Source organism: Pelobium manganitolerans (assembly GCF_003609575.1).
GTDB lineage: Bacteria > Bacteroidota > Bacteroidia > Sphingobacteriales > Sphingobacteriaceae > Pseudopedobacter > Pseudopedobacter manganitolerans.
Genome location: NZ_MBTA01000026.1, coordinates 1 through 12,299, shown reverse-complemented (window position 1 = coordinate 12,299; position 12,299 = coordinate 1). Strand labels below are relative to the sequence as shown.

At 39.5% G+C, this 12,299-nt stretch carries 15 protein-coding genes; 12 read left to right on the top strand and 3 right to left on the bottom strand.

Annotated features, from left to right (window positions below):
• The 5 genes from BCY91_RS11935 (at window position 1) to BCY91_RS11915 (ending at window position 1,977) form a co-directional block, all read left to right on the top strand.
• Entirely contained in the window at window positions 1-186 is a 186-nt protein-coding gene (locus BCY91_RS11935) for a hypothetical protein (protein WP_182995374.1), read from the top strand.
• A 35-nt stretch (window positions 187-221) separates the two neighbouring features.
• The gene (locus BCY91_RS11930; protein ID WP_120182283.1) at window positions 222-776 is read left to right on the top strand and encodes a dihydrofolate reductase family protein; all 555 of its coding nucleotides are present in this window, start codon (window positions 222-224) and stop codon (window positions 774-776) included.
• A gap of 79 nt (window positions 777-855) precedes the next feature.
• Window positions 856-1,272 (top strand): VOC family protein, encoded by a 417-nt coding sequence (locus tag BCY91_RS11925; RefSeq protein ID WP_120182282.1) that lies wholly within the window; start codon window positions 856-858, stop codon window positions 1,270-1,272.
• Between the two features lie 46 nt (window positions 1,273-1,318).
• The gene (locus tag BCY91_RS11920; RefSeq protein ID WP_120182281.1) at window positions 1,319-1,756 is read left to right on the top strand and encodes a VOC family protein; all 438 of its coding nucleotides are present in this window, start codon (window positions 1,319-1,321) and stop codon (window positions 1,754-1,756) included.
• Window positions 1,757-1,761: 5 nt separating this feature from the next.
• Window positions 1,762-1,977: a hypothetical protein gene (locus tag BCY91_RS11915; protein WP_120182280.1), complete on the top strand. Its 216-nt coding sequence runs from the start codon at window positions 1,762-1,764 to the stop codon at window positions 1,975-1,977.
• Window positions 1,978-2,132: 155 nt separating this feature from the next.
• On the opposite strand, the gene BCY91_RS11910 is transcribed toward BCY91_RS11915, so the two are convergent.
• Both BCY91_RS11910 and BCY91_RS11905 read right to left on the bottom strand, forming a co-directional pair.
• Window positions 2,133-2,624 carry a hypothetical protein gene (locus BCY91_RS11910; protein WP_182995373.1) on the bottom strand — a complete coding sequence of 164 codons (492 nt, stop codon included), beginning with the start codon at window positions 2,622-2,624 and terminating at the stop codon, window positions 2,133-2,135.
• Window position 2,625: 1 nt separating this feature from the next.
• Window positions 2,626-4,005: a dicarboxylate/amino acid:cation symporter gene (locus tag BCY91_RS11905; protein ID WP_120182278.1), complete on the bottom strand. Its 1,380-nt coding sequence runs from the start codon at window positions 4,003-4,005 to the stop codon at window positions 2,626-2,628.
• A 76-nt stretch (window positions 4,006-4,081) separates the two neighbouring features.
• Here BCY91_RS11905 and BCY91_RS11900 point away from each other — a divergent pair, with 76 nt between their 5' ends.
• The 3 genes from BCY91_RS11900 to BCY91_RS11890 all read left to right on the top strand — a co-directional run bounded on the left by BCY91_RS11900 (window position 4,082) and on the right by BCY91_RS11890 (window position 5,971).
• The gene (locus BCY91_RS11900) at window positions 4,082-4,609 is read left to right on the top strand and encodes a hypothetical protein (RefSeq protein WP_120182277.1); all 528 of its coding nucleotides are present in this window, start codon (window positions 4,082-4,084) and stop codon (window positions 4,607-4,609) included.
• A gap of 272 nt (window positions 4,610-4,881) precedes the next feature.
• A complete protein-coding gene (locus BCY91_RS11895) occupies window positions 4,882-5,379 on the top strand; it encodes an RNA polymerase sigma factor (RefSeq protein WP_120182530.1) in 498 nt (165 codons plus the stop codon).
• Entirely contained in the window at window positions 5,366-5,971 is a 606-nt protein-coding gene (locus BCY91_RS11890) for a hypothetical protein (RefSeq protein ID WP_120182276.1), read from the top strand. The genes BCY91_RS11895 and BCY91_RS11890 overlap by 14 nt, the downstream gene beginning before the upstream one ends.
• Here the strand turns inward: BCY91_RS11890 and BCY91_RS11885 are convergent.
• The gene (locus tag BCY91_RS11885) at window positions 5,968-7,287 is read right to left on the bottom strand and encodes a DEAD/DEAH box helicase (protein WP_120182275.1); all 1,320 of its coding nucleotides are present in this window, start codon (window positions 7,285-7,287) and stop codon (window positions 5,968-5,970) included. The two genes, BCY91_RS11890 and BCY91_RS11885, sit on opposite strands and share 4 nt — an antisense overlap.
• 359 nt (window positions 7,288-7,646) lie before the next feature.
• Here BCY91_RS11885 and BCY91_RS11880 point away from each other — a divergent pair, with 359 nt between their 5' ends.
• The 4 genes from BCY91_RS11880 (at window position 7,647) to BCY91_RS11860 (ending at window position 12,033) form a co-directional block, all read left to right on the top strand.
• Complete coding sequence (locus BCY91_RS11880; protein ID WP_182995372.1) at window positions 7,647-8,213, top strand: hypothetical protein; 567 nt, start codon at window positions 7,647-7,649, stop codon at window positions 8,211-8,213.
• Between the two features lie 190 nt (window positions 8,214-8,403).
• Window positions 8,404-8,844, top strand: a complete 441-nt coding sequence (locus tag BCY91_RS11875) for a DUF6680 family protein (RefSeq protein WP_120182274.1) — start codon at window positions 8,404-8,406, stop codon at window positions 8,842-8,844.
• Between the two features lie 1,201 nt (window positions 8,845-10,045).
• Window positions 10,046-11,245, top strand: a complete 1,200-nt coding sequence (locus tag BCY91_RS11865) for a DNA adenine methylase (protein WP_120182272.1) — start codon at window positions 10,046-10,048, stop codon at window positions 11,243-11,245.
• Window positions 11,246-11,253: 8 nt separating this feature from the next.
• On the top strand, window positions 11,254-12,033 hold the full coding sequence (locus BCY91_RS11860) for a DUF3883 domain-containing protein (RefSeq protein WP_120182271.1): 780 nt from the start codon (window positions 11,254-11,256) through the stop codon (window positions 12,031-12,033).
• The last annotated feature ends 266 nt before the right edge of the window (window positions 12,034-12,299 follow it).

Sequence of the window (12,299 nt, the reverse complement as noted above, 5' to 3'; positions counted from 1 at the left end):
ATGGATAAACCAACATCAACAAAGCTGGATGGCATGAACATCCCTTTTGTAGATGAAAACGTGCTAAATATGATTGGGATGTGCATTGGGCGCGAAGATTATTTGCTAGGGCAAATGGGGCTAATGCGCAAGCTTTTGGGTTTAAAGGGCATGAGCTACGACATTAATACAGACCTAGACTACTAAGCGCGAGCAAGTAATTAAAAAAGCCAGAAAGTTTTATGAGTAAAGTAATTGCAGCAATTAATGTAACTATCAACGGAGTTTGCGACCATACCGCCGGAATTGCGGATGAAGTGCTACACCAGCACTATACAAAATTGTTGGCTGAGGCAGATGCAATACTTTATGGCAAAACCACTTACCAGCTGATGGAATATTGGAGAACGGTTTTAGACAATTCTGCCGAACAACAGTCAATGAAAGATTTTGCTGTTGCCATTAACAGAATCCCAAAAATCGTCTTTTCGCACACTCTTAAATCTGTTGATTGGGCAAGTGCAAGTTTGGCTAAAGGCGAACTAAAGGAAACTATTTTAAACCTGCGACGAACCGAAGAAAAAAATGTTTTAATAGGTAGCCGCAGCTTAATTATACAAGCCCTAAATCTCAACTTGGTGGATGAACTTCAGCTTTGTATACATCCCTTAATTGCGAGCAAAGGTTTGCAGCTATTTGAAAATATAAAACAGCAAATGATGTTTAAGCTACTTAAAACCAAAACTTTTAATAACGGAATCTTGATGCTTTATTATCAGCCTCTAGTAGGTGGTTAGTTGGTTAGGTGTTAGTTGGTTAGGTGTTAGTTGGTTAGGTGGTTAGATGTTAGTACTTAAGTTTATTTAAAACAAAAATATGGAAAACAAAAGTTTATCGCTCGAAATATATATCAACTATCCGGGGCATTGCCAAAAAGCCTTTGAGTTTTACGAGCAACATCTTGGCGGAAAGATCAATGATATGCTTAGCCACCAACAGGTTCCTGCTAACTTTCCAAAAGAATGGAAAAACCCCATTCTACATGCAACCATGGAGATTGGCGGCACCATTTTGAGGGGCGCTGATGTGCCATATGCCGAGCCCATGCGCAGTGCTTATCTCACGCTAAAGTTTGCATCATCAGCGCAAGCAGAAGAAGTTTATGCTTTACTTTCCAAAGACGGAGAGGTTTTTATGAAGATGGAAAAAACTTTTTTCGCCAACCGTTTTGCGATGCTGCGGGATAAGTTTGGCACCTCGTGGATGCTGCTGAACGATGTAAAAACCGAATAAACCAAGCGTAACAAATTAGCTGTAAATCAATCTCAATTAAAAAATTATGACAACTGTAAACGTTTACCTCGTTTTTGCTGGCAACTGCGAAGAAGCCTTCAATTTTTATAAAGCCGCTTTGGGCGGAGAGTTTGCGGCATTTAGCCGTTTTGGCGACATGCCCTCACAAGAAGGGGTTCCGCAACTTTCTGCTGCAGTACAACAACGTATCATGCATGTGAGCTTGCCCATCAGCAAAGAAACGGTATTAATGGGCAGTGATGATATGCCCGGAATGAGTCCCCCACTACAGGTAGGCAATAATTTCTCGGTTTCTTTAGGGGTGGGTAGCAAAGCAAAAGCCAAAGAATTATTTGCGAACCTCTCTGAGGGCGGCCGGGTTACCATGCCTTTGGCAGATACTTTTTGGGGATCGTACTTTGGCATGTGGACAGATAAATTTGGGATTAACTGGATGATTAACCACGACTTATTAAACCAATAAGCACCATGGTAGAAGTTTACCGCACCAATGTAGAGCAAAGCGAGCATGCAAATGCTTTGCTCCTACAATTTAACAAGCTGTTCCCTTGTTACGAAGTAAATTTCGACTTGGATGATTGCGACCGTATTTTACGCGTAGAAAGCAACAGCACAGCTATTGAAGTCCAAGAAATCATTTCAGTACTGCAAGATTATGGCTTCTCTGCGGAAGTGTTGGTGTAGGGGGTTAGGGGTTAGTTGGTTAAACGTTAGTTTGTTAGTTGGTTAGGGGTTAGTTCATTAGGCATTGGTTCATTAGTAATGAAAGTCGCCATCTTGCTACTCAATACTCACTACCTAATACTCAATACTCAATACTCAATAGTCAATAGTCTCCCCTACCTTCCCCTATCGGCTGCATCAGCAATAGCGGTGTTAATGGTTTTAATAAGCTCTAAAGAAGCGCCCTTTAGTTTAGGGTCGGCTTCATAGGCGGCGTCAACGGTTACGGTTTTGCTTTTGCGCTGGTAATGGTATGCTATGGTATAGCGCGGTGCTTTACCGCTGGTATCGCCAATCATTTCTTCGGGCCAGTTCCAAAAACCTAAATCAACTGCTTTGCGGTGCAAATACAATAAATCGTCTTTGGTCATTTTCACGTTCATCTTAATTAAAGAATCGCGCGTGTTTAAATATTGATAATCACCGCTTTTAGAGTCGAAAGATTTATCCAGATGGTTTCCTACCTCCGCTTTAAGCGTAATATTTTCAAACTCCGAAAACTTAAAAGGCGCATTCTTAATCATAATCGAATAATAGTACACGCAATACAGTAAAAACGGAACAGCTATACAGGTTATTAAAAATATCTTTTTGTTTCTATCGCTCATTTTAAAGTTCTATTAATTCTTGATGATTTGCGTTTTCGTCAAACTCTTTTTCCCATTTGGCCACCACCACCGTAGCTAAACAATTGCCCAGCACGTTTACAGAGGTGCGCGCCATATCCATCAGCTCATCAATACCCAGAATGATAAATATGGGCCACACCGGCAAATCAAAAGAAGCTGCGGTGCCCAACAAAATCACTAAAGATGCCCGTGGTATGCCCGCTACGCCCTTGCTGGTTAACATTAGCGTAAAAACAATTAACAGCTGATGCCCAAAGCTCATGTGTATGCCTGCCGCTTGGGCCACAAATATAGCAGCTAAAGCCAGATAAAGCGTGGTGCCGTCTAAATTAAAGCTGTAGCCCGTGGGCATCACAAAAGCCACAATTTTTCGGGGCACGCCAATGCGCTCCATCGCCTCCATGGCGCGCGGTAAGGCCGCTTCCGAGCTGGTGGTGGCAAAAGCGATAGATATAGGCTCGGCCACAGCCTTTAAAAATTTTTTGATGGGTACGCCGGCAACTAGCGCAATGGGCAACAGCACCAGCAATATAAAAGCTATTAAAGCACAGTACAGCGTGGCCAGCAAATGGAACAAGTTTACCAAAATGCCCAAACCCATGTGGCCAACGGTAAAAGCAATGGCGGCGCCCACGCCCACCGGCGCAAAATACATCACAATATTGGTGAACTTAAACATCACCTCAGATAAGCTTTGGCAAAAATCGAGCATGGGCTTGCGTTTGCGCTCGCTCACCATGGCTAAGGCAATGCCAAACACAATGCTGAAAACCACCACCTGCAACACCTGCCCTTCGGCAACAGATTTAGCGATGTTTTCTGGGAAAGCGTGCAAAATCATATCGGTGGTACTTTGCGGAGGCACGGTTTCTAAAGTTTCGTTTACCGCTTTAGGCGGATTAATGCCGACACCCGCCTGCGAAATATTGATGGCCAACAAACCTATAAACAAGGCAAAGGTGGTTACTACTTCAAAATAGACCAAAGATTTCCAACCCATGCGGCCCACCTGCTTTAAATCGGCATGGCCGGCAATGCCGTACACCAAAGTTCCAAACAGCAAGGGCGCCACAATGGTTTTAATCATTTTCAAAAACACCTTGCTAAGCACCTGCAGGTTGATGGCAAAGTCCGGAAAATCGTGACCTATTTGCGCGCCAATCACCATCGAAACTAAAATCCATGCGGTTAAGGTTCTTTTTTGATAGGCAAAAGCCAGTAGAGAAAGTACCGCCACCCAGCGTACCGAAAGCACTAAAACCGGCGGTAAAGGAATTAATTGGTAATGCGAAAGCACGCTAAGGATAATGGCCAAACTAACCAAGGCGAGCGCGATAAAGGGGATTGACTTAAATTTCATTACTTTAGTTGATGGCTTGCCGCTGTAATAGGCTGGCCTAACAAAAATAGATAAATATAATTTTTAGCAAAACGGAATGATAGAAGGGCCAAAACTGGCAGAACTGAAAAAAGAGCTGAATTTTTTACAGCCCGCCGAACTGAAGGAAGCGTGCCTGCGCCTAGCCAAGCATAAAACAGAAAACAAAGAGCTGTTGCATTATTTGTTGTTTTACGGCGATAAAACAGACGAATATGCCGAAAAAGTGAAAGAACTGCTAGCCGAGGGTTTTGAAGAACTGCACCCTAGCATTTACAAAGCCAACAAGCAGTTGCGCAAATTGCTGCGCACGGCCAACAAGCACATTAAATTTATGGCCAGCAAACATTTGGAAGTAGAAATAGCGCTTCACTTTGCCCAGCTTTTTTTAGCACATCCTATATCGCGCAACAATCAAAAAACCACACAAAGCGTATTGGCCAGCCAACTGAAACGCATTTGGCGCCTAGTGCCTAAATTAGAAGAAGATTTAAGTTTTGATTACCAGCAACAATTTGAACAGCTGCTGGCGCAAATTAAAAAGCAAAAAACGCCTATTTACGATTTGGAAAATTTTAAATTGTAACCTGATTTCGATTAATAATTTCAAAAATCATGGATAAGAACGGGCTTCAGCCTGTTTTACATGACAATTATAATTGGCTTTAGCCAAAAATGAGAACAAAAAGTTTTGGCTTAAGCCGTATTCTTAACAATCTTATTCATCGGGCTAAAGCCCGATGCAATTGAATCAGCTTTAAAAGCCTAACAATTGGAAGTTTGATTTTAATAATAATCGAACTTGGGTTTGTAACAAAAAAACGGCACCTAACTCTAATAGCTAAAAACGGCAAGCTAATGTCCGACAGAGAACAGGCATTTCAAGAAATTTTTAAAGCGAACTCCAAAAAAATCTATCACCTATGTTTGGGTTATACCGGCGACAGTGATGCGGCAAATGACTTACTGCAGGAGACTTTTTTAAAGGTTTGGCAAAATTTGGACAAATTCCGTAACCAATCCATGATATCCACGTGGATTTACCGCATTGCCGTAAACACCTGCCTCACCTATCTAAAAAAAGAAAAACGCGCCGCAAAAGACGAGCTAACGCCCAACATCATCGAAACCAAAGAAGAAGAAGTTTCTGAAAAACAAGAGCAAATTGCCACCTTATATAAATGCATTGCCAAACTGGAAGAAAGCGAACGTTTAATCATCACCATGGTGATGGACGAGTTGCCCTACCCGGAAATTGCGGAAATCTCGGGCATTTCTGAAGGAAATTTGCGGGTTAAAATACACAGGATTAAACATAAGCTTACTGAATTATACAATCAACATGAAAGACTTTGATTCATTAGTAGGGATTTGGAACGAGCAGAAAACAGCGCCGAAAGTTGATTACAAGGAGGTGATTTTTGCTTACAAACGTGGCAGAAACAAGCTGAGCGCCAAACTTTTGCGCGAAGCTTTGTTGATGTTGCTTGCCTTAGGCGCCATTGCCTATGTTGCTGCCAGCGTAGATTTTGACTTTTGGACCAGCTATTTGGGCTTGGGCTTGGTAGCTCTTTGCTGTGCTTATTTTGTAGTAATGCAGTTTATAAATATGCGCAAAATTGCCAACAGCAATACCTTATTTGATAAACCGGCAGACCATATCCGCTTTTTAAAAGCCTTTAAACAATCGCGCCATGTGCAACACACACGCAACTATAAGCTGTACACCCTGTTTGTAGGCTTAGGGGCGCTACTGTATTTTGTAGAGCTGTTTTACAAAATGGGACCGCTTACTATGGGCATCATTCTAACAGCCACCGCAGCCTGGTTTGCGCTTAGCTACTTCTATTTTTTAAAGCAGTACATCCAACAAGAAGAGGCAAAACTACAAGAGATGTTGGCCGATTTAGAACGTTTAAACCAGCAGTTTTCGGCAGACGAGCTTTAAGCGTCGGCCCCTATTTTATAGCGTTTGCCTTTAATTTTTTCTTTAGATAGCAGGCGCAACACTTTGCTTAACTGTTTTTTAGCTATCGCCACGTAAGACATATGGTCATACACTTCTATACGGCCAATTTCTTCTTTTTGCAATAGCGCTTTTTTGTGCAGCAAGCCTACAATGTCAATTTTGTTTACCTTATCTTTTTTGCCCGCCGCAATGTATAAAGTAGCCCAATGGCTTTGCTCCTCAACTTCGGCAATTTCATGCGCCTCCACCTCTTCTACTTCGGCATCAATATAATCTGGTTTATATTCCTCATCGCTCAACAGCAAAAAAGCGCTTCCGCTAGCCTTCATACGCGCAGTACGCCCGTTACGGTGGATAAAAGATTCTTCTGTAAAAGGTATTTGGTAGTGGATTACCTGTTGCACATCCGGAATATCCAGCCCGCGCGATGCCAAGTCTGTAGTCACCAAAGCTGTATGGGTACCGTTTCTGAACTTTACCAGCGCCTTTTCGCGCGCCGGCTGGTCCATGCCACCGTGGTAAATGCCGTTAGCCACGCCTTTATCCCACAGCAAATCGCTTACCCGGTCGGCCGCCTCGCGGTGGTTGCAAAATATAATGGTTGGCCCCAAAGGTTGCTCGGCCACCAGCTGTATCAATAGTTTAAGTTTATTTTTTGATGCCGTGTGCAAAACCCTCAGGTTCAGGTGCTGTGTGGTGGCTTGTGCGTTTAAGTGGTTTACTTCCAGCAAGTCTGCCGAACGCGCGAAGGCCGGAAAGCGATCCGGCTTGGTGGCAGATGTAAATATCTTTTGCTTTAGATGGCTTAAATCGCCAAAGATGAGCTCCATTTCTTGCTGAAAACCCAGCTCTAAAGATTTGTCAAACTCGTCTAACACTAAATATTCCACTTGCGTAGGATTGATGTTCCCTTTTCTGATGTGGAAACTTACTTTTCCGGGCGTACCAATGACCACCGATGGCGTATCGGCCAAACTCAGTTCTTCGGTTTTTACCGAGTGGCCTCCGTACACGCAGGTCGCCTTAAAACCGCTTTGCAGCGAGCGGAATACCTCTTCAATTTGCAGGGCCAACTCGCGGGCAGGCACCACAATAAGCAATTGTAAAGTTTTTTGCCTGGCTTTAAGCCGATGGATAAGCGGCAACAGAAAAGCCAAAGTTTTGCCCGAACCGGTAGAAGATAAAATCATCACATCTTTAGCCGTGCCGATGGCCTTTTCGGCATCTAACTGCATAGCGTTTAGCGATGATATGTTTAAACGTTGTAAATATTGGCTGTGATTAAGCTGTTCCATTGTTGCAAATATGGCGTTTTTAATTTGCGCGGCTAAGCCGATGGTACAGATTTCCGCAAATAGATAGCTTTATAAGAAGGCAGATCGCAAATAAATGTTGCCTGCCTTGCTTTGTACAAATTAACTTATGTTTTGAAAACAATGGTTTGTGGCTGGGCGTTTGAAAGCAAGGTCGGTGGAAATTGAGCGATTCGCTCGGTTATGGAATTATATTTTTGATTTAAAATTTTTTAGATTGTACATGTTTTTTTATTTAATTTGGAGCGGAGAAAGAAGAAGTAAGAACCCCCGAAATCCAACAGAATTTGGAGTGCTATCGGGGGTTTTATTGCACATATATATAAGTTAGGCGTAATTGTATGAGAACAGAAATTCTATACGTTGAATTAAAACAAGGACATTCCGGACCAGCCTGGATTGGCTACGGACATTTTTCCAAATCCGGACAGACAGTATATTTTGACGGCAAAGTTCTTAAAAAAGGACAGGGAACAATTAGCAATCACTTTGACATTGAAAACGGTGACGAGTATTGGGTTTCTGGCGTTAAAAAAAATGGAACCGACAGACATTGGGCAGGTTCAGGTAAAATATTTATAGACAAGGTGGTTATAGACGACTATTTAAAAATAATCGGACAGACAACTTTGCCTAAAAACAAATTTATACTTGCAGACCTTGACAACGTTCCGAACAAAGAAATTTCAAGGAAAATTGAAAACAGCAAACAGACTGAAGAACCTTTTGACCATTCACTTTTACATAAAAAGACACCGAAAGACTTTTCTGATAATGAACTTAAAAGGGTTATTGAATATTACAGCGACTTAGATTTGGCAGAGTTTCCTTTGAAAGCAAGAAAAAGTTACGTTGACAAATTAAATGACCTAACAGTTGAACTGGAGACAAGAAACAACAACGCCTAACACGGGTTTTGCGTCAGGCGGGCTGATGTGCAAAATTGAAACTCGGTGCTTCTAACCTAGTTCAACACAAATTGACAGTTTAGTGCTTCTATACCCGCCCGAACGCAAAGCCCAAAAACGTTATAGGTAAATGTATGAAGCCTATACTACTATTTATTGTTAGTGCTGAATAATTTAATTTACAAATAATATGACGACACTTGACTTTTTTGAAAAGTTTTTAATCCCACTTGTATCAGCAGGAATTGGTGCAATTTTGGCTTTTAGATATCAACACACCCTCGAACTCAATCGAGAAAAGAGATACATATTACAGACATTAATGATGTATCGAAACGTTGGAGCCAATGAATTAGATTGGATTAAAGCCCTAAATGCTATTGATGTAGTTTATCATGACAATAAAAAAATCAGGGAATTACTCCACACTTTTTTTGCTCAGACTATGGAACCTCATTACGGAAATTTACAATGGGTTGAGACTTTATACCAAATGATTTATCTGATGGCTCAATCAAGTGGATATAAACATTTGACACTACATGAAATCAGAACATATTATGACCCAAAGGCATTAGACTTACATTATCCAAACAGGAACATACAAAAACCACCAATAGATACGGCATAATTTATTCTTAAATGAAACACTTGAATAAATATTAAAAAAAACTGATGAAAATATTAAAATTACTTTGGGCTACAATATTTATGGTCATCATTTATATTACTATTGCAATTGCAGTAAAATATTATGTTGATTGGGTATTTAACAAGAACATATTATGGATAATAATTATAACAATATTTGTAATTACAATTCCCCGAATAATCTTAAATAGAATTCCAGTTTTAATAGGAAATGTTCGTGGAAGTACAGAAACTTTAATGACGTTATCTTCTATAATGAGCTGGATTTTTAGAGGACTATATTTAATATTTATATTTTTTTTTACTAATATACATAGCATTCAAAGTATAATACTTTCTGTTTTCTGCTACGCACTTTATTTAGGTTTATGTAACTTTTTTGCTCACGGACTTGTATTCCATATCTTAAAGCAAGATACTAACAAATGAATTAACAGACAGGTTGACTCTCAATACACATCTACCTATAACAACAGGTTTAAAAAATTGCGGGCGAAGTGCTTACACTTCCTTCATTGTTTTTATTAAATTTAGTGCGGGCTGACAGAGGTTCTCCAAGTAAAACCGCAAATTCTTAAACCTGCCAAACGTTAGGTGTAAGTGTTCCCCGAACTAAATGCGTTAGTTAACGAAAGTTTCTCCAATGCAAACGGACAAATTTGAACTGACCGAAAGCATTTAAGAAATCAAACAAAAAAACGAACTAAAACAAAATTGAATCGGCGGACCGAATAAACGAAACAGAAATTACAGCTTTTAAAAACAAGTTTGCAGACCGACCAAAACGCCCGACCTAACTGCTCAATTGAACGACAATTTCAACCGGTTTTAGCCGACCAATACGCTTAACCGACCGGATTTTTTTTCGGTCTTTAAGGACAAATTGAAAAAACTGAAGTATTTTTAAATGCCGACCGAACTGAAAACCAAAAAGCGTGGATAAAATATGGAAAAACACACCTACACCTAACCACAGGTTTGCAAAATTGCGGGGCGAAGTGCTTGCACTTTCTTTTGCCGTTTTTTATTTAATTTGGTGCGGGCTGACAGAGGTTCTGCAGGAAAAACCGCAATTTCTCAAACCTGCAAACCGTTAGGCGTAATGCTATGACGACAGTTCGTTGTTAAAAACTTTCGGACAGAATGAATAAAAAAAGAGTATCATACCTTACATTTGACAGATGAAAAATATAGTTGAAGAACCAGTAGAAACATATAACCAAATCGGACTTGCTATTGGCAACTATGTTGACACAAGACGACTTTATCCAATACTAAAGTGGGCAGGCGGGAAAGAGCAAGAGTTAAAATATATCATCCCGAATTTACCGAGTAAATTTAAAGACTACTACGAACCTTTTGTAGGAGGTGGTGCTGTCTATACAGCTGTTCAGGCTGACAATTATTTCATAAATGACAAATCAGACGAATTAATCAGTTTGTATCGCAGCATAACAAATGGCGACAGAAAAACATTTTTTAAAGCGGTTGACGAAATAATTCATAATTGGGACTTGTTGACAAAAGTTATTCAAGACAATTCAAAGTTTTTTATAACTACATACAAACAGTATTCGCAAGATAAAATTGATGAAACAAAACTAAAGGACATTTTATTTGAATTTATCTTAAAAAACTCAGAGCAGTTCAACGGAATGTTTTCAGTTATATTCAACTTCAATATTGAAAACTTCATTAAAGAAATAAAGATAAATCTTGTAAGGAAAAGTAAAAGAATGAAAGAATTGGAGCAAATTAAAAACCTGCTGCCTGACAATGATATTCTTGACAATATTGAAACAGCTTTAAAAAGTGCATTTTATATGCACTTTAGACATCTTTATAACAACTCAACTAAATACAAACTAAATTCTGCTTTCAAATCGGCAATATTTCTTTTCATAAGGAACTTTGCATATAGTGGAATGTTCCGCTATAATTCAAGTGGCGACTTCAATGTCCCCTATGGTGGAATTGCTTACAATCGCAAAAACTTTCTGAAAAAAGTTGACTATTTAAGAACTAAAGAATTAAAATCTCTTTTAGACCAAACGACTATTGAAAATCTTGACTTTGAAGATTTTTTCAATTTGCACAAACCAACAAAAAATGATTTTGTTTTTCTTGACCCACCATACGACAGTGAATTTAGCACCTATGCACAAAATGAATTTACAAAAGACGACCAAGCAAGACTTGCAGATTATTTAATTAATCACTGCAAAGCAAAATGGATGATGATAATTAAAAACACAGAATTTATTTTCAACCTTTACAACAATAACAATCTAAACATAAGGTCATTTGACAAAACTTATCTCGTTAGTTTTATGAACCGTAATGACAAAAATGTGGAACACCTTTTAATAACAAATTACTAAAGAATAAAATGGCAGCACATACAGAAGCAGAGATAAGAAGAGCAATCAAACCATTGTTAACGGTTTATGGTGAATTAAACACATCAGAAGTAAAAACTCTTTTGCACACAGTTTTAGAATTTAGTGAAGAGGATAATATTCCATCGGCAACACGAAACGAAGTTCTTATTATTCAAAGGATAGGCAATATTGTTGCTCACCAAACAGAAACAATAAAAATTTACGATGAAGGTTTTATAGTTGACAAGAATTTTCGCCCTGCCAAATTCTCTCTAATAAACCCTATTACACAAACGGTTATTCCACCTGCTGTCGTAACAACAATTAAGGAAAAAACAAGACGCTTCGTTGCCCGTAAAATCGATTGGGAAAAAGCAAGAGACCGAAACAATGAAATTGGTGACCAAGGTGAAGAATTTGTATTAGAGTTTGAAATTGACAGGTTAATTGAAACTCTCTCAATGAACAGAGCAAGTGCAATACAAAATGTTCAACATTTGAGCCGATTGCAGGGTGACGGACTGGGCTACGATATTTCCTCAATAAATGATGACGGTTCTCCTCGATATATTGAAGTTAAGACTACAAGTGGAGGTTTCAATCAAGCATTTTATATGAGCAAAAACGAAAAACATTTTTTTGAGGAGTATGGAGACTCCGCTTTTATTTACCGAGTTTATAATTTTAACAGAGACACAAGACGTGGTGACGTAACAATAATAAGTCAAAGTGAACTGTTTTCAAATTTCAATTTTGACACAATCACTTGGCAAGTAACTCCAAAATGAAAAAGCACATACGCCTAACAGCGGTTTGGCGTAATGGCGGGTGCGGTGCTTCGTATGACAGTTTTGTGGTAGGTTCAAATGCGGTTCTTCGATTGAACTTTTGTGCTAAAAATCCGCCACTACGCCAAGCCGCGGAACGTTATAGGCAAATGTTCCCCGAACGAAATGCATCAGTTAACGAAGTTTCTCCAATGCAAACTGATAATTTGAACTGACCGAAAGCATTTGAGGAATCGAACAAAAAAACCGAACTAAAACAAAATTGA

What these genes read in the sequence shown, in the direction of transcription:
- BCY91_RS11925 (WP_120182282.1), top strand. Translation starts at nt 856, where the DNA reads ATGGAAAACAAAAGTTTATCGCTCGAAATATATATCAACTATCCGGGG.
- BCY91_RS11865 (WP_120182272.1), top strand. Translation starts at nt 10,046, where the DNA reads ATGAAAAATATAGTTGAAGAACCAGTAGAAACATATAACCAAATCGGA.
- BCY91_RS11900 (WP_120182277.1), top strand. Translation starts at nt 4,082, where the DNA reads ATGATAGAAGGGCCAAAACTGGCAGAACTGAAAAAAGAGCTGAATTTT.
- BCY91_RS11885 (WP_120182275.1), bottom strand. Translation starts at nt 7,287, where the DNA reads ATGGAACAGCTTAATCACAGCCAATATTTACAACGTTTAAACATATCA.
- BCY91_RS11910 (WP_182995373.1), bottom strand. Translation starts at nt 2,624, where the DNA reads ATGAGCGATAGAAACAAAAAGATATTTTTAATAACCTGTATAGCTGTT.
- BCY91_RS11860 (WP_120182271.1), top strand. Translation starts at nt 11,254, where the DNA reads ATGGCAGCACATACAGAAGCAGAGATAAGAAGAGCAATCAAACCATTG.
- BCY91_RS11895 (WP_120182530.1), top strand. Translation starts at nt 4,882, where the DNA reads ATGTCCGACAGAGAACAGGCATTTCAAGAAATTTTTAAAGCGAACTCC.
- BCY91_RS11875 (WP_120182274.1), top strand. Translation starts at nt 8,404, where the DNA reads ATGACGACACTTGACTTTTTTGAAAAGTTTTTAATCCCACTTGTATCA.
- BCY91_RS11905 (WP_120182278.1), bottom strand. Translation starts at nt 4,005, where the DNA reads ATGAAATTTAAGTCAATCCCCTTTATCGCGCTCGCCTTGGTTAGTTTG.
- BCY91_RS11880 (WP_182995372.1), top strand. Translation starts at nt 7,647, where the DNA reads ATGAGAACAGAAATTCTATACGTTGAATTAAAACAAGGACATTCCGGA.
- BCY91_RS11930 (WP_120182283.1), top strand. Translation starts at nt 222, where the DNA reads ATGAGTAAAGTAATTGCAGCAATTAATGTAACTATCAACGGAGTTTGC.
- BCY91_RS11920 (WP_120182281.1), top strand. Translation starts at nt 1,319, where the DNA reads ATGACAACTGTAAACGTTTACCTCGTTTTTGCTGGCAACTGCGAAGAA.
- BCY91_RS11915 (WP_120182280.1), top strand. Translation starts at nt 1,762, where the DNA reads ATGGTAGAAGTTTACCGCACCAATGTAGAGCAAAGCGAGCATGCAAAT.
- BCY91_RS11935 (WP_182995374.1), top strand. Translation starts at nt 1, where the DNA reads ATGGATAAACCAACATCAACAAAGCTGGATGGCATGAACATCCCTTTT.
- BCY91_RS11890 (WP_120182276.1), top strand. Translation starts at nt 5,366, where the DNA reads ATGAAAGACTTTGATTCATTAGTAGGGATTTGGAACGAGCAGAAAACA.